The organism is Limnobaculum eriocheiris (assembly GCF_021010575.1).
Classification (GTDB): domain Bacteria; phylum Pseudomonadota; class Gammaproteobacteria; order Enterobacterales; family Enterobacteriaceae; genus Limnobaculum; species Limnobaculum eriocheiris.
The window spans coordinates 59577-78304 of record NZ_JAJNAG010000006.1 but is presented as its reverse complement, the minus strand read 5'-3'; the positions used below and the strand labels follow the sequence as shown (position 1 = coordinate 78304).

The 18728-nt window shown below is 46.0% G+C and carries 19 protein-coding genes; 12 read left to right on the top strand and 7 right to left on the bottom strand.

Translation table 11 applies throughout. From position 1 onward, the window contains the following. Window positions 1-172 precede the first annotated feature (172 nt). From rpsF to LPW36_RS05015, 5 genes are all read left to right on the top strand, one after another. On the top strand, window positions 173-574 hold the full coding sequence (rpsF, locus tag LPW36_RS05035; protein WP_108901257.1) for a 30S ribosomal protein S6: 402 nt from the start codon (window positions 173-175) through the stop codon (window positions 572-574). A gap of 6 nt (window positions 575-580) precedes the next feature. After that, the gene (gene priB / locus LPW36_RS05030) at window positions 581-901 is read left to right on the top strand and encodes a primosomal replication protein N (protein ID WP_130590232.1); all 321 of its coding nucleotides are present in this window, start codon (window positions 581-583) and stop codon (window positions 899-901) included. Between the two features lie 4 nt (window positions 902-905). Beyond that, entirely contained in the window at window positions 906-1133 is a 228-nt protein-coding gene (gene rpsR / locus LPW36_RS05025; RefSeq protein ID WP_000135199.1) for a 30S ribosomal protein S18, read from the top strand. Between the two features lie 36 nt (window positions 1134-1169). Next, window positions 1170-1622, top strand: coding sequence for a 50S ribosomal protein L9 (gene rplI, locus LPW36_RS05020; RefSeq protein WP_230608339.1), 453 nt, complete (start codon window positions 1170-1172; stop codon window positions 1620-1622). A 173-nt stretch (window positions 1623-1795) separates the two neighbouring features. Beyond that, window positions 1796-2185, top strand: coding sequence for a DUF488 domain-containing protein (locus LPW36_RS05015; protein WP_230608338.1), 390 nt, complete (start codon window positions 1796-1798; stop codon window positions 2183-2185). On the opposite strand, the gene LPW36_RS05010 is transcribed toward LPW36_RS05015, so the two are convergent. Further along, a complete protein-coding gene (locus LPW36_RS05010; RefSeq protein ID WP_230608337.1) occupies window positions 2145-2804 on the bottom strand; it encodes an OapA family protein in 660 nt (219 codons plus the stop codon). The genes LPW36_RS05015 and LPW36_RS05010 overlap by 41 nt on opposite strands. A gap of 399 nt (window positions 2805-3203) precedes the next feature. On the opposite strand from LPW36_RS05010, the gene fklB reads away from it, so the two are divergent. After that, entirely contained in the window at window positions 3204-3824 is a 621-nt protein-coding gene (gene fklB, locus LPW36_RS05005; protein ID WP_230608336.1) for a BamJ family beta-barrel-assembly machinery protein, read from the top strand. Window positions 3825-3895: 71 nt separating this feature from the next. Here the strand turns inward: fklB and ytfE are convergent, their stop codons facing one another. After that, window positions 3896-4561, bottom strand: coding sequence for an iron-sulfur cluster repair protein YtfE (gene ytfE, locus LPW36_RS05000; RefSeq protein ID WP_230608335.1), 666 nt, complete (start codon window positions 4559-4561; stop codon window positions 3896-3898). A gap of 204 nt (window positions 4562-4765) precedes the next feature. On the opposite strand from ytfE, the gene cysQ reads away from it, so the two are divergent. Next, window positions 4766-5533, top strand: a complete 768-nt coding sequence (cysQ, locus tag LPW36_RS04995) for a 3'(2'),5'-bisphosphate nucleotidase CysQ (protein WP_230608334.1) — start codon at window positions 4766-4768, stop codon at window positions 5531-5533. A 247-nt stretch (window positions 5534-5780) separates the two neighbouring features. Next, the gene (locus tag LPW36_RS04990) at window positions 5781-5987 is read left to right on the top strand and encodes a DUF1107 domain-containing protein (protein WP_218466976.1); all 207 of its coding nucleotides are present in this window, start codon (window positions 5781-5783) and stop codon (window positions 5985-5987) included. A gap of 82 nt (window positions 5988-6069) precedes the next feature. Here the strand turns inward: LPW36_RS04990 and paeA are convergent, their stop codons facing one another. After that, window positions 6070-7407, bottom strand: a complete 1338-nt coding sequence (gene paeA, locus LPW36_RS04985) for a polyamine export protein PaeA (RefSeq protein WP_230608333.1) — start codon at window positions 7405-7407, stop codon at window positions 6070-6072. Between the two features lie 143 nt (window positions 7408-7550). Continuing rightward, window positions 7551-8189 (bottom strand): peptide-methionine (S)-S-oxide reductase MsrA, encoded by a 639-nt coding sequence (msrA, locus tag LPW36_RS04980; protein WP_230608332.1) that lies wholly within the window; start codon window positions 8187-8189, stop codon window positions 7551-7553. 221 nt (window positions 8190-8410) lie between these two features. Between msrA and tamA the strand changes: the two genes are divergently transcribed. The 3 genes from tamA to LPW36_RS04965 are packed head-to-tail and all read left to right on the top strand — an operon-like array spanning window position 8411 to window position 14204. After that, complete coding sequence (gene tamA, locus LPW36_RS04975) at window positions 8411-10111, top strand: autotransporter assembly complex protein TamA (protein ID WP_230608372.1); 1701 nt, start codon at window positions 8411-8413, stop codon at window positions 10109-10111. A gap of 2 nt (window positions 10112-10113) precedes the next feature. Then, window positions 10114-13854, top strand: coding sequence for an autotransporter assembly complex protein TamB (gene tamB / locus LPW36_RS04970; protein WP_230608331.1), 3741 nt, complete (start codon window positions 10114-10116; stop codon window positions 13852-13854). A 2-nt stretch (window positions 13855-13856) separates the two neighbouring features. Beyond that, window positions 13857-14204 carry a gamma-glutamylcyclotransferase family protein gene (locus LPW36_RS04965; protein ID WP_230608330.1) on the top strand — a complete coding sequence of 116 codons (348 nt, stop codon included), beginning with the start codon at window positions 13857-13859 and terminating at the stop codon, window positions 14202-14204. Between the two features lie 71 nt (window positions 14205-14275). Here the strand turns inward: LPW36_RS04965 and ppa are convergent, their stop codons facing one another. The 3 genes from ppa to fbp form a co-directional block, all read right to left on the bottom strand. After that, window positions 14276-14803, bottom strand: a complete 528-nt coding sequence (gene ppa / locus LPW36_RS04960; RefSeq protein ID WP_108901268.1) for an inorganic diphosphatase — start codon at window positions 14801-14803, stop codon at window positions 14276-14278. A 413-nt stretch (window positions 14804-15216) separates the two neighbouring features. Then, window positions 15217-15963, bottom strand: a complete 747-nt coding sequence (locus tag LPW36_RS04955) for a sulfite exporter TauE/SafE family protein (RefSeq protein ID WP_230608329.1) — start codon at window positions 15961-15963, stop codon at window positions 15217-15219. 193 nt (window positions 15964-16156) lie between these two features. Beyond that, the gene (gene fbp, locus LPW36_RS04950) at window positions 16157-17161 is read right to left on the bottom strand and encodes a class 1 fructose-bisphosphatase (RefSeq protein ID WP_230608328.1); all 1005 of its coding nucleotides are present in this window, start codon (window positions 17159-17161) and stop codon (window positions 16157-16159) included. 171 nt (window positions 17162-17332) lie between these two features. On the opposite strand from fbp, the gene mpl reads away from it, so the two are divergent. Then, complete coding sequence (mpl, locus tag LPW36_RS04945) at window positions 17333-18706, top strand: UDP-N-acetylmuramate:L-alanyl-gamma-D-glutamyl-meso-diaminopimelate ligase (protein ID WP_230608327.1); 1374 nt, start codon at window positions 17333-17335, stop codon at window positions 18704-18706. Window positions 18707-18728: the final 22 nt, after the last annotated feature.

Genomic DNA, 18728 nt, shown 5'->3' with positions numbered 1-18728 from the left:
CTTCAGGAGATTCAGTTTATTACTAAACCAATGCTGAATCTCCTTGAAGTTCCCCCGCCATAAACGTACAATTTAGCGTCATTTTTTCAGCCGTACACATAAACACGTTCCTTGCTTCCATGGGCCACGGCTGACCCTGACAGGAGGCTGAATAATCCGTAAGGAGCAATTGATGCGTCATTACGAAATCGTCTTTATGGTCCATCCCGACCAAAGCGAACAAGTTCCAGGTATGATCGAACGTTACACCGGTGCGATCAAAACTGCAGGTGGTGAAATTCACCGTTTAGAAGATTGGGGTCGTCGTCAACTGGCTTACCCAATTAACAAACTGCATAAAGCTCACTACGTTCTGCTGAACGTTGAAGCACCGCAGGAAGCGATCGATGAGCTGGAAACTAACTTCCGCTTCAACGATGCCGTTATCCGTAGCATGGTAATGCGTACTAAGCATGCCGTAACTGAAGCCTCTCCAATGGTTAAAGCAAAAGACGAGCGTCGCGAGCGTCGTGAAGATTTTGCTGAAGAGCTAATGGATGATGACTCAGATGATGCTGAGGATTCTGAAGAGTAATTGCCGGTGCAGACTGCAAATCGGTTGGTGTTGTCTGGTATAGTAACCAAGACCCCCATCCGTAAAGTAAGTCCATCCGGGGTTCCGCATTGTCAGTTTGTGCTAGAGCACCGCTCACAACAGCAGGAAGCCGGGTTTAACCGACAAGCATGGTGCAGAATGCCCGTGGTTGTCAGTGGACAGCAGTCTCAAGCGTTAACTCACAGTATAACGGTCGGCAGTAACCTGAGAGTATCCGGTTTTGTCAGCAGCCATCAAGGCCGCAACGGGCTCAATAAATTAGTGTTACATGCCGAGCAGATTGAATTGATAGATTCTGGAGACTAGCCATATGGCACGTTATTTCCGTCGTCGCAAGTTCTGCCGTTTCACCGCGGAAGGCGTTCAAGAGATCGACTATAAAGATATCGCAACGCTGAAAAATTATATCACCGAGAGCGGGAAGATTGTCCCGAGCCGTATCACCGGTACCCGTGCTAAGTACCAGCGTCAGCTGGCACGTGCTATTAAGCGCGCACGTTACCTGTCTTTGTTACCGTATACTGATCGTCATCAGTAATCGGCAACGATCCACGAACTTAAAGAGGATACGGTAATGCAAGTTATTCTGCTTGATAAAGTAGCTAACCTGGGCAGCCTGGGTGATCAAGTTAATGTTAAATCGGGCTATGCTCGTAACTATCTGGTACCGCAAGGTAAAGCGGTTCCGGCAACCAAGAAAAACGTTGAGTTTTTCGAAGCTCGTCGTGCTGAGTTAGAAGCCAAACTGGCTGAAACTCTGGCAGCTGCAGAAGCTCGCGCCGCTAAGATCACTGGTCTGGGCAGCGTGACTATCGCTTCTAAAGCGGGTGACGAAGGTAAACTGTTCGGTTCTATCGGTACTCGCGACATCGCTGATGCAGTAACTGCAGCTGGCGTTGAAGTGGCCAAGAGAGAAGTTCGTCTGCCAGAAGGCGTTTTACGCAATCTGGGTGAGTTCGAAGTTAGCTTCCAGGTTCACAGCGAAGTATTTGCTAAACTGAACGTTATCGTGGTTGCTGAAGACTAATTTTAGTTTTCTTACCATGTTTAAAACGCCGGCTTATGTCGGCGTTTTGCTTTTCTGCTTTTGGATAGTCTCTTTCTTTTTTGTTTTATCGGTGTGATATTAGTTTTCGGTTCAACGGCGTTTGTCCGATAACGTTTTTAAGTTGGCGACGCTATATTGATACGGAGAATGTGATGGCCCATATTCATCTGGCGAGGGTATATGAGATTACCTCTCCAATTGCAGAAAACAGTTTTCTTATCGATCGCCTCTGGCCCAGAGGCGTAAGCAAAGCGCGCTTGCCCGGTGTTATCTGGCTAAAAGATGTCGCTCCGAGTACTGAATTGCGCCAACGGTTTCATGCCGATCCAACCCGTTGGGATGATTTTTGTCATGACTATCAGGCAGAACTCAATCATGGGCAGGGCTGGAAGCCGCTGTTGCAGTTACTGCAACAGAATAAAAGTATTACTTTACTCTTTGGCAGTAAGGATACGGAACATAATCAGGGCGTTGTGCTGCGGGATTTTCTGTTGCAGCAGCTTAACGCTCCCGACGAAAACGCCCATCGCTCTGGCGAGTAAACAGGGCTGATTTATTGGCAGAAAGTTCAACCTCCAGCGCCATAACTTGCTTATTCTGAGTTAACTGAACCCGAATTTTTTGCCCAATTTTTAAGGCATTAAGCGGTTTTCCCGGTCCTTCAACCTGTGCCAGTAAAAATGCATCATTGACGATAAAGCGATTCTCCCGGAAAAGCTGGGTCAGCGTATGTCCTTTTTGTATAGTAAACTCTTTCCATTCAGGGTTAGCAGGTTGCTCAGGTATTACAGGAGGTTGGGGAAGCTGGGGGGAGGCTGGCGTTTCGGTAGTTTGCTGACTGGAGGTCAGAGACGGTGGCTGAATTGGTGTTGGGGTATTTAGGGCCTGAGATAGCTCAGGCGGGGGCGCATTTGGCTGCGTAGTGATCGCCTCCGGCGCCGATAGTTCCACGGGAGTATTGTTGGTGGTGGTTCCCCCTTTATCACTGGGCCACAAGAATGCACAAAGAATCAATAAGGTGGCGAGTATTACACCACGGCGATGGGCATAGGGAAGAGGTTCCATCCAGCTGAAACTATCAGGTAAGTGCCATAATTTAGATAATAGGACCTTCAGCGGATTGCCGCCTTCCGATCGCTGTTTAACTTTATGTACCTGCATCACGACACCTCATCTGGGACTCAGTCAGACATGAACTATCTGTCTGGTAGTTGTGTGATTTTAACCATAATAGATCGAATAAAATAGATTAGGTAAATAATATAAATAGATATATCTGCCGCGAGATTATTTATCATTATCTATCTGCCATGGCTTATCAATACGCTCAATGGCGAGGTGTTTGTGTGACTGGAGCGGTATTAAGTCTGATGGGAATTGTTATCTGGTGACTGACCAAGGGAAAAATAGCGCAAGAAGCGGCACGACAGGAATAAGTTCAGGCATAATTCCGGCGATGCTTTGTCGTTGTCATTTATTCTGCCAGATTTCCTGTGGTATGCTTCGCCTCTGTTTATCTTTCCAGATCTATTTTCTAAGGCTATTTTCTGAGGAAACATAATGACAAAGCCATCTTTTGACAGCGTAGAATCACAGGCCAGCTACGGTATCGGTTTGCAGGTCGGGCAACAGCTCCAGGAGTCCGGTTTAGAAGGGCTGGTACCAGAAGCGCTGTTAGCCGGTTTAACGGATGCTTTGCATGGCAACCATCCTTCTGTGCCGGTAGACGTTGTTCATCGCGCACTGCGTGAAATTCATGAGCGTGCCGATCAGGTTCGCCGTGAGAAGCAGGAAAAAATGGCCGAAGAGGGCGTTCGTTACTTAGAAGAGAACGCCAAACGTAGCGAAGTGAACAGCACCGAGTCTGGATTGCAGTTTGAAGTTCTGAATCAGGGTGAAGGTACTATCCCTTCCCGCCAGGATCGCGTTCGCGTTCATTATACCGGTAGCCTGATTGACGGTACCGTATTTGATAGCTCGGTTAAACGTGGTGAACCAGCTGAGTTCCCGGTCAGCGGTGTTATTCCTGGTTGGATTGAGGCATTAACGTTGATGCCTGTGGGTTCCAGATGGAAGCTAACTATACCTCAGCATCTGGCCTACGGTGAACGTGGTGCCGGCGCTTCAATTCCACCATTCAGCACACTGGTGTTTGAAGTGGAATTACTGGATATTCTCTGATTTCTGAGAAGCCGCGTTAAGAAAGTGAATCAGCCAGAGTCTATGTCGCTCTGGCTGATTGATTTACAGGGCTATTTGTTGGCTAAAGCCCGTGGGAAAAGAATGTTATTTTCCAGATGAATATGCTCCATCAGGTCAGTGATAAACTCTTCTGTTGAACTATACAGCGCTCTCCAGGTGTTACAAGCCTCGGCTGGAGGGGTTAAGTTGTTCGTTAACTGTTTAACCTTTTCAACATCCTGACCCGCACGATCGTGTTCCATCTCCATGACATTGATAGGGCCACCCGCCTGAGTTCCCATTCCCTGTTGGATCATCGGAAACAGAATTCTCTCTTCTTTCATCATATGCTGTTCTAAATCCTGATAAATAGCGGTTAGCGTTTCAGCCAGACCCTGGGGACAGGTGAGTTTAGCGGCATGGACGCGTTCAACTTTTTGCGCCAGTAAAATCAATTCTGGTAGTTGCTCTCTGTGACGCTGATGATAGCGCTGTAGAATATGTGAAATAATTTCTGAGTAAGGCGATTGTGACCAGTTTTTAGCTTCGGAAGGCTTACTGGCGAGCTGTTCAAGTTGTTGAGATATCTCCGCTATATTCAGCATTTTCTTGTCTGCGGCACGTTGTAGCGTCTGTTTTCCGCCGCAGCAAAAGTCGAGATCGTATTGACGAAATAATTTTGTTGCGCCGGGAATTGCAACGGCTAAAGCCCCTAATGATTGGCTGGCGTATTCCATAATAGCTCCCCATATATTCAGATGTCAGATTGGATTATTAAGGTGTATTTTAAATGCATCTTTAAAAAATGCAATGTGAGTTTCTGTTTCAGTTGATTGAGAAGGGAGTCCCGCAAGATTAATGACCTGAAAAACTGGTTATTATGTACAGAATTGCTAATCTGAATAATTCTGATGGTGGTGAAAAGGGGATTTATGTTGCAGGTGTCAGATAGGTTAGAAGCGATTTGCCTCCTGTCTCGTCAGGCTGGCGAGGCTATTTTGCAGGTTTACCAGGGGTATCAGCCGCTGGAAGCCCATTTTAAAGCCGACAGTTCACCGGTAACTGCCGCCGATCTGGCTGCTCATCGTATCATTGTTGATGGCTTAACCTTACTCACCCCGGATATCCCGGTGCTTTCCGAAGAATCTCCTCAGGAATGGGAAGAGCGTCGCCACTGGCAGCGATACTGGCTGGTTGACCCACTGGACGGTACCAAAGAGTTTTTAAACCGTAATGGTGAATTTACTGTCAATATTGCGTTAATTGAACAGGGTGTTCCGGTGATGGGCGTGGTGTATGCTCCGGTGCCGGATGTGCTTTATGCTGCAGAAGAAGAGTGCGCCTGGAAAGAGATTGAGGGAAGCCGACAGATCATCAATCCTGAGTTAGCTTATCCGCCAAAAGTAGTTTGTAGCCGCTCACACCGTGATGAACAACTAGAGCAATTTTTGGCGTCACTGGGTGATTATGAAACCACAGCGGTAGGCTCTTCACTGAAGTTCTGTCTGGTCGCAGAAGGAAACGCACAAATCTATCCTCGTTTCGGACCAACCTGTATTTGGGACACGGCGGCGGGCCATGCCATTGTTCGAGCCGTGGGGTTACAAGTGAATAATTGGGATGATATTCCGCTTAACTATGCGCCAGCTCACACATTTCTTAATCCGGGGTTTTATGTCTCCGCTAACCCCCAGAATAAATTAAGTTAGTAAGTGTTAAATTTTATATACCTCAAATTATATAGTTTTTAATTCGTGAAAAATTGGTCTTTGTCCTATAGTTATTGGTACTCATCGCTTTCCTGACACTTCAGCATGTTATGTAAATAACGTTAAAGAGGCTATGAGTATAAAAAATAGTAGTGTTAACTAAGAGACATAGCTAGCGTCACTAACGAGTGTTCGGGTGACCGGGCTATAGTGGCGTTAAGTCTTAATAATAAATGGAGGACATGAAATGAAAATCTTCCCTAGCTACAATCCACAACGGATTGCGCTCTATGTGAAGACTCTCTTCCGTGGCAGGCTCTACATCAAGGGTATTGGTGCATTTGAGTTTGATATGGGGAAAATTCTGCTTCCAAAAGTATGTGATAAAATTCACTTCAATGTCATGGCAGAAGTAAACCGGGAAGTGCAGGAGTTACGCGCTGAATTTGCCTGATATTGAATGATTATTCACATCTTAAGTTAACTTTAATGGCCATCCTTAACGATGGCCATCTTGTTTTCTGGGTAATGAATTTTTATTCAGTCTCTTTTGGTGGTTTCTCTTTGTTCTCCTCCGGTTGTACAACCGGATTATCCTGCAAACGAGTGACTAACAGCTGATCGATTTTATAGCTGTCGATATCAACCACTTCGAACTTATAGCCGGCGAATTTGACTGAGTCAGTGCGCTTTGGAATCTTACGCAGCATATACATCATAAAACCACCGATGGTTTCATAGTTTTCTGACTGCGGAAATTCGTCAATCGACAGGGCACGCATAACGTCGTCAATAGGCGTTACACCATCAATCAACCATGAGCTTTCGTCACGCGCTACTATCTGCTCTTCCTGTCCGGGACCAATCAGATCGCCCATTAGTGTGGTCATCACATCTTTAAGCGTGATGATACCAACGACCAGCGCATATTCGTTAAGGATAACTGCAAAGTCTTCACCGGCAACCTTAAAGCTTTCCAGTGTTTCCGACAGGGTTAAAGTATCCGGCACAATCAGAGGCGTATGAATTTGAACTCCGCCTTTTAATGTCAGGCTCTGATTACTCAGTACCCGGATCAGTAAATCTTTGGAGTCAACATAACCAATGATTTGGTCGATGGAGCCATTACACACTAAGAACTTTGAGTGAGGATAATTGGCTATTTTGTCTTTAATTTCTGACTCTTGCTCATCCAGTTCGAAATAGACCACGTGTTCACGGGCGGTCATGGATGAGGGGACCGTTCTGGATTCCAGTTCGAACACGTTCTCAATCAGCTCATGTTCTTGTTTACGCAATACGCCTGCCAGTGCACCCGCTTCAAATACCGCATACACATCGTCGGAGGTAATATTATCGTTACGGATCATCGGAACTTTAAGCAGGCGACAAATTAGAGTCGCCATACCATTAAAGAACCAAACTAACGGACGAAACAGGGCAATGCAGAAGCGCATTGGATTGATAATCCGGATTGCGACTACCTCCGGTGATGTCATGCCAATGCGTTTTGGGGTCAGGTCAGCAAACAGAATGAACAGGCTGGTAACAATAGAGAATGAAACGATAAATCCAAGTTGTTCGGAAAGTTCGGGTTCCATAAAACGGCTGAGAAAAGCGGCAACGTAAGGTGAGAAAATAGAATCACCAACAATACCGCCGAGAATGGCGACAGCATTAATGCCAATTTGCACTACGGTAAAGAAAATCCCAGGGGTTGCCTGTAGTTCCAGTACGCGAGCGGCGTTAACGTTGCCTTCATCCACCATCATTTTCAGCCTCATTTTTCGTGAGGCGGCGAGAGAGATCTCGGCAAAAGAGAAGAACGCACTTATCGCGATCAACAAAATAATCAGTAATAGACTGTTTAACATAATTTATCCGCAGTTATATCGGAAATAGACTTTAACGTTGAGTACTCTGAATGAGCAAAAGGGTAACAAACTATGAGGACCGACGGGCTTTAGTCCGTTATCGTCAATTAGTATAACAGTTGGTTAACGCTTGTCATATGCCTTTAGATTTCCGGCGGCAGGCAAACGCCAATTCCTCCCAGATTACAATAACCGTTAGGGTGTTTCGCCAGATACTGCTGATGCTCATCTTCCGCGAAATAGAAAGGCTTAGCCATGGTAATTTCAGTGGTGATCTGGCGTGTATCTTTGACAGCGCTCATGGCTTGAGTAAAGGCTTTTTCACTATCAAGGGCCTGTTGCAATTGTTCAGGAGTGGCTGCATAGATAGCCGAACGGTATTGGGTACCGATATCATTTCCCTGCCGCATTCCCTGAGCCGGGTCATGATTTTCCCAAAATAGTTTGAGTAAATCGATATAGCTGATAATCGATGGATCAAAGACAACTTTTACCACTTCGGCATGGCCTGTTTGCCCACTGCAAACTTCGCGATAGGTTGGATTCGGGGTCAGGCCTCCGCTATATCCTGCGGCGGTGCTGTACACGCCAACCTGTTGCCAAAACAGGCGTTCCACCCCCCAAAAACAACCCATTGCGAAAATTGCTTCTGACATATTTTTAGGCGTCCCGGTCATTGATGTGTGTAAAATTAAATGCTCTGGGGCAACTTTCATTGGTGTATCCCGACCGGGAAGGGCATTTTCCGACGAAGTGAATTCCAATATATTAACGGGTAACATAAATTTTCTCCGGATGTTTTTGTCAAGAATAGGGTGAAGCCGGTTGTATCTGAATCAATCTTTACCGACAATATACAAGTAATTAACAGGGTATGAGATAAAGCATACCTGATTCTAAACTTTTACTACGTTGTTAATCATTGTAGTCAATCAGATAGATTATTTTAGGAGTTGTAGTGCCTCAATCACGATACAAAGTATTTTACCTGTTGCTACCCTTTATGCTGGTTGTCTCATCGGCAAAAACGGCGGGGTTGAGTCTGGAGGTAAAAGGATTAAGTGATGATCTGGAGGCAAACGTTGAAGCATTACTTTCAACCATTCCTGAAGAAGAGATATCTGATAACCCTCGTTTTACCCGTCAGGTAGAAGAGAGTATTCGTAAAGGGCTACGGGCTAAAGGTTACTACGATCCTGAAATTAAGTTTGATGTTGTTCAGTCTGGTCTGGCACTAAAACCCGTACTGACCGCCACCGTAACGCCGGGTGAACCGGTACGTATCGAACAAACTAATGTGCTGATTACCGGTCAGGCTAAAGATGATGAGTTCTATACCGATCTGTTGAAAAAGGATATTCCGGCAAAAGGTACTATTCTCGATCACGGAACTTATGATGGTTTCAAAGATTCACTAACCGGTTTAGCTATTCGCCGTGGTTTTTTTGATGCCAGCATTGAGCGAAGTCAACTGGGGGTGTCAGCCGATCTTCATCAGGCTTTCTGGGATATCGATTTTAACAGCGGCGACCGTTACCGTTTTGGTAAGGTAACCTTTATTGATTCGCAGATTCGTGATGACTATTTGCAGAATCTGATCCCGTTTAAAGAGGGTGAATACTATACCTCCGCCCAGCTTTCCGAACTGAACCGCCGTCTCTCATCAACCAACTGGTTTAACAGTGTGGTGGTTTCACCTAATTTCGACGGCGTGTATGGCGATAAACTATTGCCGTTGGAAGGCGTTCTTTCGCCAAGAACCCAAAATATTATCGAGCTTGGTGGTGGTTACTCCACGGATATTGGCCCACGGGTTAAAGCCAACTGGAAAAAACCGTGGTTCAACGATCGCGGCCACAGTCTGGAGACCGGCATTAGCCTGTCTGCGCCAGAGCAAAGTCTTGATTTTAACTATAAGATTCCATTGCAGAAAAGCCCATTAGAACAATATTACCTGCTGCAATCGGGCTACAAACATGAAGATCAAAACGATACCAAATCCAGCTCCGGAATGTTTAACGTCGCCCGATATTGGGACAGCAGCAGCGGCTGGCAGCGTGCAGTGAATTTGCGCTGGAGCCTGGATAACTTTACCCAGGGTTCCGTGACCAATACTACGATGTTGATCTATCCCGGGGTTAGTATTAACCGAACTCGCCAACGCGGTGGCCTGATGCCTATGTGGGGCGATAGTCAACGTTACTCATTAGACGTATCGGAAACCAGCTGGGGTTCGGATGTGGATTTTGCTGTTGTTCAGGCTCAAAACGTCTGGATCCGTTCTTTGGGGGATAAACATCGCTTTATTGCCCGGGGTAATCTGGGGTGGATAGAGACCGGTGATTTCAGTAAGGTTCCCCCTTCATTACGTTTCTTCGCCGGTGGCGATCGCAGTATCCGGGGTTATAAATATAAATCCCTCTCCCCAAAAGATGATGATGGCAAATTAACCGGGGCTTCCAAACTGGCGACCGGATCGTTGGAGTATCAATATAACGTCGCGGGTAACTGGTGGGGCGCGGCCTTCGTTGATGGTGGTGATGCAGTTAATAAACTGGACGATTACACCTTTAAAAAAGGAGCCGGTGTTGGTGTTCGTTGGGCTTCACCAATCGGGCCGATTAAGTTGGATATCGCTGCCCCTATTGGGGATAGCGATAAGCACGGTATGCAGATTTACATCGGTTTGGGGCCAGAACTATGAGGATGAAGTGGGTTAAACGAGTTCTGATTGCTCTGTTACTGTTAATAGTGCTGCTGTGTGGTGCACTGGCATGGCTACTGGGAACACAAAGCGGATTACATTTTGTACTTAATCAGGTTCCTCGTCTGGTATCAGGGGTACAAATTGGTAAAGTTGAAGGTGGGTGGCGCGATTTAACGCTGTCAAAAGTTAGCTATGCTATGCCTGGTATTGATGTTGGCGTGGGTGAATTTCATCTGTCGCTGAATCTGGGCTGCATTACCAATAAGAAGATTTGTGTTAATGCCATTACTGCCACAGACGTTGATGTTAAGGTTAATACCAGCCAGATTCCATCATCCGCTGTTGTTGATGAACCGAAAAGTCAGCCGGTTACGGATATTAAAACGCCTTATCCCATTGCACTTAACCTGCTTCGTCTAAATAATGTCAATGTTACCGTTGATGATATTGCTATTAGCCTGAATGAGTTCCGAACCGCAGCTAACTGGCAGCAGCGTGAAATATCCATCCAGCCGACCAGGATTCGTCAACTATTGGTAGTGCTACCCGAATCATCAGAACCAGCGCCAACGGGCCCACAGCAAACCACCGGCGAAATGCTGAAGCAGCTGTTCGCCGAGCCGTTACTGGCGTCATTGCCGGAAGTGCCGCTGCCGATGGATTTCAACTTGCCAGATTTAATTGGCGAAGATTTACGTTTGGCAGGAAGCACACCGATCCAAATAGACCGTCTGGAGTTACAGGCCGTTAGCAAAGCGTCTCATATTCAGATTCAGTCATTAAAAGTGAATGCGCCAGAGGGGATTGCGGCGCTGACCGGTGAGGTCACCATGCAGGATAACTGGCCGGTGAACCTTACGCTCAATGCGACGGTTAATGACCCTGCACTGAAAGGCGAGAAAGTTAAGTTAATTGCTGGCGGTGAAATTACCGGCCAGCTAACCCTCGGTCTTAATGCCTCTGGCCCGGTTGGTGCTCAGTTAAAAGCAGAAACTGAACTGGCGACGGCAGGTTTACCTCTTGCACTGACTCTGGAAAGTAAACAGGTACGTTGGCCGTTAACCGGGAAAGTGGATTATAAAGTTAATGATACTCGCCTGCGCCTGACCGGAAAGGCTACCGATTATGCGCTGTCTTTACGTTCAGCCGTTGAGGGAACGGATATTCCTCCCGCCAACGTACAGGTTGATGGTAAAGGCAATATTCAACAGTTTAATTTATCTCGTTTACGTTTAAATGCCCTACAGGGCAAGGCTGAGATGAAGGGCGTGGTTGACTGGAGTAATGCCATCAGTTGGCGCTCACTGTTAACCATTGAAGGCATCAATACCGCAAAACAATGGCCGGAATGGCCAGTAAGCCTCAACGGCAAAGTCAGCACTAAAGGCAGCCTGAATGGTGGAAGCTGGCAGGTTGATGTGCCGGAACTTAATCTGAATGGTCAGGTGAAACAGAATCGCCTGAGCGCGACCGGATCGTTAAAAGGCAATGATGTCGGTCAGTGGGTTATCCCCGGTATTAATCTGGCATTGGGCCCCAATACGGTTGATATAAAAGGCGATTTGGCGAATAAATGGGTGTTAGATGCCGATATTAATGCCCCTAAACTGACGGGAATGTTACCAGGGTTAAGCGGTGTTGCTAAAGGTACAGTGAAACTCAGGGGAAATGCAAAAAAACCTCAGCTATTGGCGGACGTAACGGCAAATGGCTTAGGCTGGCAGGGTATGCAGATTGCTAAAGTGAACCTGAACAGCGATATCACTTCAGAATCACAGGTTAAAGGCGTTTTGACGCTGGCAATCAGCGGTTTAAAACAGGGCGACCTGAATATCAGTCAGTTAAATCTTGATGCCGAAGGCAATGAAAGCAAGCATCAGCTAAAGTTAAATATTAACGGTAAACCGGTTTCCGGTCAGTTGGTATTATCCGGCAGTTTCGATCGAGCCAGCGAGCGTTGGAAAGGTGCACTGAATAATACCCGATTTGATACGCCTGTTGGTGAATGGAAGACATCACAAGATGTTGCACTGGACTATCGTAACGCACAACAAACCATCAGCATCGGTTCTCACTGCTGGCGTAACCCGAATGCTGAACTCTGTGTGCCGAAAACCATAGACGCAGGTCCGAATGGTCAGGCCTCCATTGTACTGAGCCGTTTTGATTTAGCTATGCTGGCACCATTACTGGGCAGAGATACCAAAGCTAAAGGAGTATTTAACGGTAATGCGGATATCAGCTGGAAAGCTAACGGCGGATTACCTCAGGCAAAAGTGCTACTGAAAGGGAATGGTGTTGCCGTAACCCAAATGGTTAATGGTCGTCCATTGCCTGTGGTGCTGAATGATATGAAACTGGATGCTAATCTGGCGGGTAATCGCGCCCAGCTTAACTGGCTGATGAAAATAGCGAATAACGGTAGCTTTAGTGGCAATCTTCAGGTCAATGATCCACAAAATAACCGCAGCCTGTCCGGTAATGTGAAAATTGACGCATTATCTCTCGCATTGCTGAAGCCGGTTTTGTTAAATAGTGAAAAAGCTGACGGGGTGCTGAACGCTAATTTAAACCTGTCCGGCAATGCTCAAAGCCCAAAAATTTCCGGACCTCTGGTACTTGATCAACTGAAGTTGAATACCCAGATGATTCCTCTGACGGTTAAAGATGGCCGGATTGCACTAAACTTCAATGGTACCAGTTCTGAACTTACCGGCCTTATTCAGACAGAAAAGGGTTCGCTAAACCTTGGGGGTAATGCAGACTGGCGTCAAATTGAGGCATGGAGAGCCTCGATTACGGCAAAAGGCGACCGGATTCGTATTTCTATGCCACCAACAGTGATGTTGGATGTTTCTCCTGATATTGTTTTTGAGGCAACGCCCCAGTTGTTGACGTTAAATGGTTCTGTTGGTGTACCCTGGGCCAGAATTACCGTAGAGGAGATCCCTGAAAGTGCCACAGGTATCTCTTCTGATGAAGTGATGCTGGATAAACAGCTAAAACCGATTGAAATCAAAACGGCCTCGATACCGATTAACAGCAATTTAGTTATTCATATCGGTAATAGCGTCTCGATTAATGCATTTGGTTTAAAAGCTCGTCTGGAGGGCGATTTGAAAGTCGCTCAGGATAAAAAAGGCTTAGGCTTAAACGGTCAGGTTAATATTCCGGATGGTTCTTTCCGTGCTTACGGGCAGGATTTGGTGATCCGTAAAGGCCAAATTTTGTTTGCCGGAGCAGCCGATCAGCCAATGTTGAATCTGGAAGCCATACGAAATCCTGATGCAACCGAAAATGATGTTACTGCCGGGGTTCGCGTCACTGGTCTTGCCAGTGAACCGAAAGTGGAGATTTTCTCCGATCCGGCAATGTCACAGAAGCAAGCGCTATCTTATCTGTTGAGAGGGCAGGGGCTGGACAGCGGTGGTGGTGACAGTGATATGATGACCTCAATGCTGATTGGAATAGGCGTTGCCAAGAGCGGTAAGCTGGTTGGACAGATTGGTGAAGCTTTTGGCGTTAAAAATTTATCACTGGATACGCAAGGCGTTGGCGATAGTTCTTCTGTTGTCGTGAGCGGCTATATTATGCCGGGCTTACAGGTAAAATATGGTGTAGGGATCTTTGATTCACTGGCAACATTAACTTTACGCTATCGGCTAATGCCAAAATTGTATCTTGAAGCGGTGTCTGGTATCGATCAGGCGTTGGATTTGCTCTATCAGTTTGAGTTTTGATTATGCGAATTATTGTTTATGGTAGTTTACGACGGGGTCAGGGTAATAGTCACTGGATGACAAACGCCCAGTGGCTTGGTGAATATCGCATTGCTGGCTATGAGCTGTATGATTTAGGGCATTACCCTGCTGTGATTAAAGGTGACGGAGAGATCGACTGTGAGGTTTATCGCATCGATTCCTCTATTTTGGCTGAACTTGATGAGTTGAAAAATGATACGCGGGATTACAAGCGAGAGCTGGTACAAACGCCTTACGGTAGTGCATGGATGTATTTGTATCTGCACTCTGTCGATGGGCTAAAGCGTATTGATAGCGGTGACTGGGTTCACCGTCAGCATAATGAATAATCAGGTACGACTAATCATGTACATGTAAAAAGAGCGCTAATTAGCGCTCTTTTTATTTATCAAAAGCGGGATTACTTCTTCGCGCGTTCGAAAGAGGCCATAATTTCAGCTTTAGCAGCGGCAGCGTTATCCCAACCGTCAACTTTCACCCATTTGCCTTTTTCTAAATCTTTATAGTGTTCAAAGAAGTGGGTGATTTGTGCGCGCAGCAGTTCAGGCAAATCATTCACATCTTTGATGTGATCGTATTCTTTGCTCAGTTTGGTGTGAGGAACGGCAACTAATTTCGCATCTTCACCTGATTCGTCAGTCATCTTCAGTACGCCAACCGGACGGCAGCGAATAACAGAGCCTGGCAGCAGCGGATAAGGCGTTGGGACTAAAACGTCAACCGGATCCCCATCCAGAGATAATGTATGGTTAATGTAACCATAGTTGCACGGATAGAACATGGCGGTTGACATAAAACGGTCAACGAAAATGGCACCAGTCTCTTTGTCTACTTCGTATTTGATTGGATCGGCATTGGCCGGAATTTCAATAACAACGTAGATATCTTCCGGAAGGTCTTTTCCCGCCGGGACTAAATTAAGGCTCATCTCTATTTCCTTCTACTCAAATAAAGTTGGGTTACAGTTGGCGCCTATTATAGCCGACTCTGAAACGGAATCTTCAATTTTTGACAATATTGCTTTTAATTAAATATTAATCAGGCAGATAAGCAGAAATATTGTGGTTGGAGGATTTACGGGAATGTATAAGCAACTGGAATACGGTAGCTATCAGATGTCAGAAATGAAGTTGTGCTATCAGGACACAGAATGGGTATAGATGATTAAACCTGCAAGCGCAACGCCACCGATACCGGATAATGCACAGATAGAAATCAGCGCAACAATACTTTTATTGATGATGTTATTCATTGCCCGGCCTCAGGAGGTTGTAAACGTGAATCATTATAAATGTTTTATAAATGTAAACAATAATAACCAGCCAATTTTTATACAGCTTATTAAAGAACCGCACGAATCAACAAACTGATGCCTGAAACCAGTATGACCAGATTAATGATACGTAAGAAGTTTTCTCTGGAAAGCGCCAGTGTGATGCGGCGTCCAATAAATACACCGATAATCATCGCCGGGAACAGGGCTAATGCCATAGAAAGGAATGACCAGTCGGTATAGACGCCTGCAACCAGAAAAATCACTATGCGAGTAAACGTACTTAAACCAATTAAAGTGCTTTGAGTGACCCGAATATCATTTTTATCAGGGATTCTGCCTGACAAATAGATAGCATAAATAAATCCACCGCTGCCAAACAGGGCGCTGAAAATACCACCAATAAAACCAAAGGGTATAGAAGCCTTTGGGGTAAATTGGGTATTGGGCTTAAAGCCGCTCAGGGAGTAAAGCGCGTAAGCAATAACAAATACTGCCAGGTAGATGAGTAAATTGTCCGGATTGGTATAGAGCAGAACTGCTGCCCCCAGCAGGCTACCAAGAATCATCAAAGGAACCAGGCGCTTAATTTCACCGATTACTGCATTTTTTCTGTCCCGCATGACATTAGTAATAGCAGCGGAGCAATCCAGCAGGGCTAACAGAGGAACGATTTTATCCACCGGAATAAAGAAGGCCAGTAAGGGGCTGGCAATCAGGGCAGTGCCAAAACCGGTAATACCGAAAATCACATAAGCTACAGTTAATCCAATGCCAATGACGATCAGATCGATCCACTGAAGATGTTCCAGCATGTCATCCTCTTTAATGATTATCAGATTGATACTGATATCTTAACCGTTAAATAGCGATGGTTTTCGATAATGTAAATAAAGATGATTAAAAATGTTAAATTTGTTGTCTGGATCAACTTTCAGGAGAGTAATAATCAAAAAAGGCAGAATCATCTGCCCTTGCTAACATTATTCTACTTAGCGATGAGAAATCTTACTCATCCGGATAGTTATGCATGAAGCGCTCGGCATCTTTTACCATTGAGTCAGTACCGATAAACAGCGGCATACGCTGATGGAGCTCTTCCGGTACAATATCCAGAATACGTCTGAAGCCATCGCTGGCACGACCACCCGCTTGTTCAGCCAGGAAAGCCATTGGGTTGCATTCATACAGTAAACGCAGTTTGCCTTTCGGGTGTGAAGCCGTACTTGGGTAGAGGTAAATTCCCCCTTTCAGCAAGTTGCGATGGAAGTCTGCTACCAGAGAACCAATATACCTGGAGGTATAAGGACGACCGGTGGATTCGTCCTGCTCCTGACAGAATTTAAGGTATTTTTTAACCCCTAAAGGAAACTTAATGTAGTTACCTTCGTTAATGGAATACATATTTCCCTTGGTCGGGAAGCGGACTTTTTCATGGGACAGGCAAAACACCCCAATGGAAGAGTCGTAGGTAAAGGCGTGTACGCCAACGCCGGTGGTGTACACCAACATCGTCGACGAACCATAAACTACATAGCCAGCTGCAACCTGACGATTGCCTGGCTGCAAGAAGTCGGCCTCCGTGATTGGTTGACCGATTGGCGTAATGCGGCGGTAGATAGAGAAGATGGTACCGACAGAGACGTTTACATCGATATTTGAAGAACCATCCAATGGATCCATTAAGACAACATATTTTGCGTGAGTGGCGCGTTCGCCTTCAAAAACAACAATGTCATCTTCTTCTTCGGAGGCAATTCCTGCCACTTCGCCACGGGCTATTAGTGCTGCCTTAAGCTTTTCGTTGGCGTAGAGATCAAGCTTCATCTGAGCTTCACCCTGCACGTTCGAAACGCCGTTGGTTCCCAGAATATCAACCAGGCCCGCTTTGTTAATATCACGGTGAATGATTTTGGCACCTAGTTTAATTGCTGAAAGTAGTGAAGTAAGTTCGCCTGTAGCGTGAGGGAAATCTTGCTGCTTCTCGACGATAAATTCGCCTAACGTTTTCATGAACGATTCCTGAGTCAACCGAAGGTATAATGGCGATGGTATGCCATCCGTGTTATGTGTGCGGAAATTTTAACTAAAGGTTAAAGAAATTGATAGGTTATTCCCCTTCTTATAACCTATCTGAGGCGTTAGAATGAGAGCTAACTCGATACACCAAAAACTGGAAATATAATGCATATTCATATTCTTGGTATTTGTGGCACTTTCATGGGCGGTATTGCCATGTTGGCCCGTGCCCTCGGACATCAGGTCACAGGTTCTGATGCTAACGTTTATCCACCAATGAGTACGCTGTTAGAAAAACAGGGTATCAACCTGATTCAGGGATACTCTCCATCACAGCTTAATCCTCGTCCCGATCTGGTCATTATTGGTAACGCGATGGGGCGCGGTAACCCTTGTGTTGAAACGGTGTTGGAAGAAGGTATTCCCTACATTTCCGGGCCTCAGTGGTTACATGACAACGTACTGCGCGATCGTTGGGTGGTAGCCATTGCGGGTACGCATGGTAAAACCACGACCGCAGGTATGGCAACCTGGATTCTGGAGCGCTGTGGTTATAAGCCGGGTTTTGTTATTGGTGGCGTACCGGGAAATTTTGATGTCTCGGCCCGTTTAGGTGACAGTCCGTTTTTTGTCATTGAAGCCGATGAGTATGACAGTGCCTTTTTTGATAAACGTTCTAAGTTTGTTCACTATTGTCCGCGCACGCTGGTGTTGAACAATCTTGAATTCGATCATGCTGATATCTTTGAAGATTTGCGGGCAATTCAGAAACAGTTCCACCATCTGGTGCGTTTAGTTCCGGGACAAGGCAAGATTTTACTGCCAGAAAACGATTTGAATTTAAAGCACGTAATTAATATGGGATGCTGGAGTGAATCAGAAACTACCGGCGAGGGGCAAACATGGGCGGCTAATAAGCTCACGGCCGAAGCCAGTCATTATCAGGTGCTGTTAAATGGTGAAGTGGTTGGTGAAGTGAACTGGTCGCTGGTGGGGGAACACAATATGCAAAATGGTCTGATGGCCATTGCAGCAGCTCGTCATGTTGGTGTTCAACCTCAGGATGCCTGCCGTGCATTAGATGACTTCATTAATGCACGCCGTCGTCTGGAGCTACGCGGTGAAGTGAATGGCGTTACCGTTTATGATGATTTTGCCCATCATCCAACCGCTATTTTAGCAACCCTGACGGCGTTACGTAGTAAAGTTGGCGGGACCGAGCGTATTCTGGCGGTGCTGGAACCACGTTCAAACACAATGAAGATGGGCGTGAGTAAAGATGAACTGGCTCCGGCATTTGGTCGGGCGGATGAAGTGTTTTTACTGCAACCGGCAAATCTCCCATGGCAGGTCTCTGATATAACCGATGCCTGCATTCAACCAGCTCACTGGTCTGGCGATTTGGATGCGTTGGTGGATATGATCGTTCGTAGCGCTCAACCGGGAGATAATATTCTGGTCATGAGTAACGGCGGTTTTGGTGGTATTCATGATAAGCTGCTGGCTGGCTTAAAACAAAAGCAGAAAGATACCCAATAGCTTAAGCCAGGATACAAAAAAG

Coding starts and splice junctions, on each gene's coding strand:
- rpsF (WP_108901257.1), top strand. CDS start 173: ATGCGTCATTACGAAATCGTCTTTATGGTCCATCCCGACCAAAGCGAA.
- rpsR (WP_000135199.1), top strand. CDS start 906: ATGGCACGTTATTTCCGTCGTCGCAAGTTCTGCCGTTTCACCGCGGAA.
- rplI (WP_230608339.1), top strand. CDS start 1,170: ATGCAAGTTATTCTGCTTGATAAAGTAGCTAACCTGGGCAGCCTGGGT.
- LPW36_RS05015 (WP_230608338.1), top strand. CDS start 1,796: ATGGCCCATATTCATCTGGCGAGGGTATATGAGATTACCTCTCCAATT.
- LPW36_RS05010 (WP_230608337.1), bottom strand. CDS start 2,804: ATGCAGGTACATAAAGTTAAACAGCGATCGGAAGGCGGCAATCCGCTG.
- fklB (WP_230608336.1), top strand. CDS start 3,204: ATGACAAAGCCATCTTTTGACAGCGTAGAATCACAGGCCAGCTACGGT.
- ytfE (WP_230608335.1), bottom strand. CDS start 4,561: ATGGAATACGCCAGCCAATCATTAGGGGCTTTAGCCGTTGCAATTCCC.
- LPW36_RS04990 (WP_218466976.1), top strand. CDS start 5,781: ATGAAAATCTTCCCTAGCTACAATCCACAACGGATTGCGCTCTATGTG.
- paeA (WP_230608333.1), bottom strand. CDS start 7,407: ATGTTAAACAGTCTATTACTGATTATTTTGTTGATCGCGATAAGTGCG.
- msrA (WP_230608332.1), bottom strand. CDS start 8,189: ATGTTACCCGTTAATATATTGGAATTCACTTCGTCGGAAAATGCCCTT.
- tamA (WP_230608372.1), top strand. CDS start 8,411: ATGCTGGTTGTCTCATCGGCAAAAACGGCGGGGTTGAGTCTGGAGGTA.
- tamB (WP_230608331.1), top strand. CDS start 10,114: ATGAAGTGGGTTAAACGAGTTCTGATTGCTCTGTTACTGTTAATAGTG.
- LPW36_RS04965 (WP_230608330.1), top strand. CDS start 13,857: ATGCGAATTATTGTTTATGGTAGTTTACGACGGGGTCAGGGTAATAGT.
- ppa (WP_108901268.1), bottom strand. CDS start 14,803: ATGAGCCTTAATTTAGTCCCGGCGGGAAAAGACCTTCCGGAAGATATC.
- LPW36_RS04955 (WP_230608329.1), bottom strand. CDS start 15,963: ATGCTGGAACATCTTCAGTGGATCGATCTGATCGTCATTGGCATTGGA.
- fbp (WP_230608328.1), bottom strand. CDS start 17,161: ATGAAAACGTTAGGCGAATTTATCGTCGAGAAGCAGCAAGATTTCCCT.
- mpl (WP_230608327.1), top strand. CDS start 17,333: ATGCATATTCATATTCTTGGTATTTGTGGCACTTTCATGGGCGGTATT.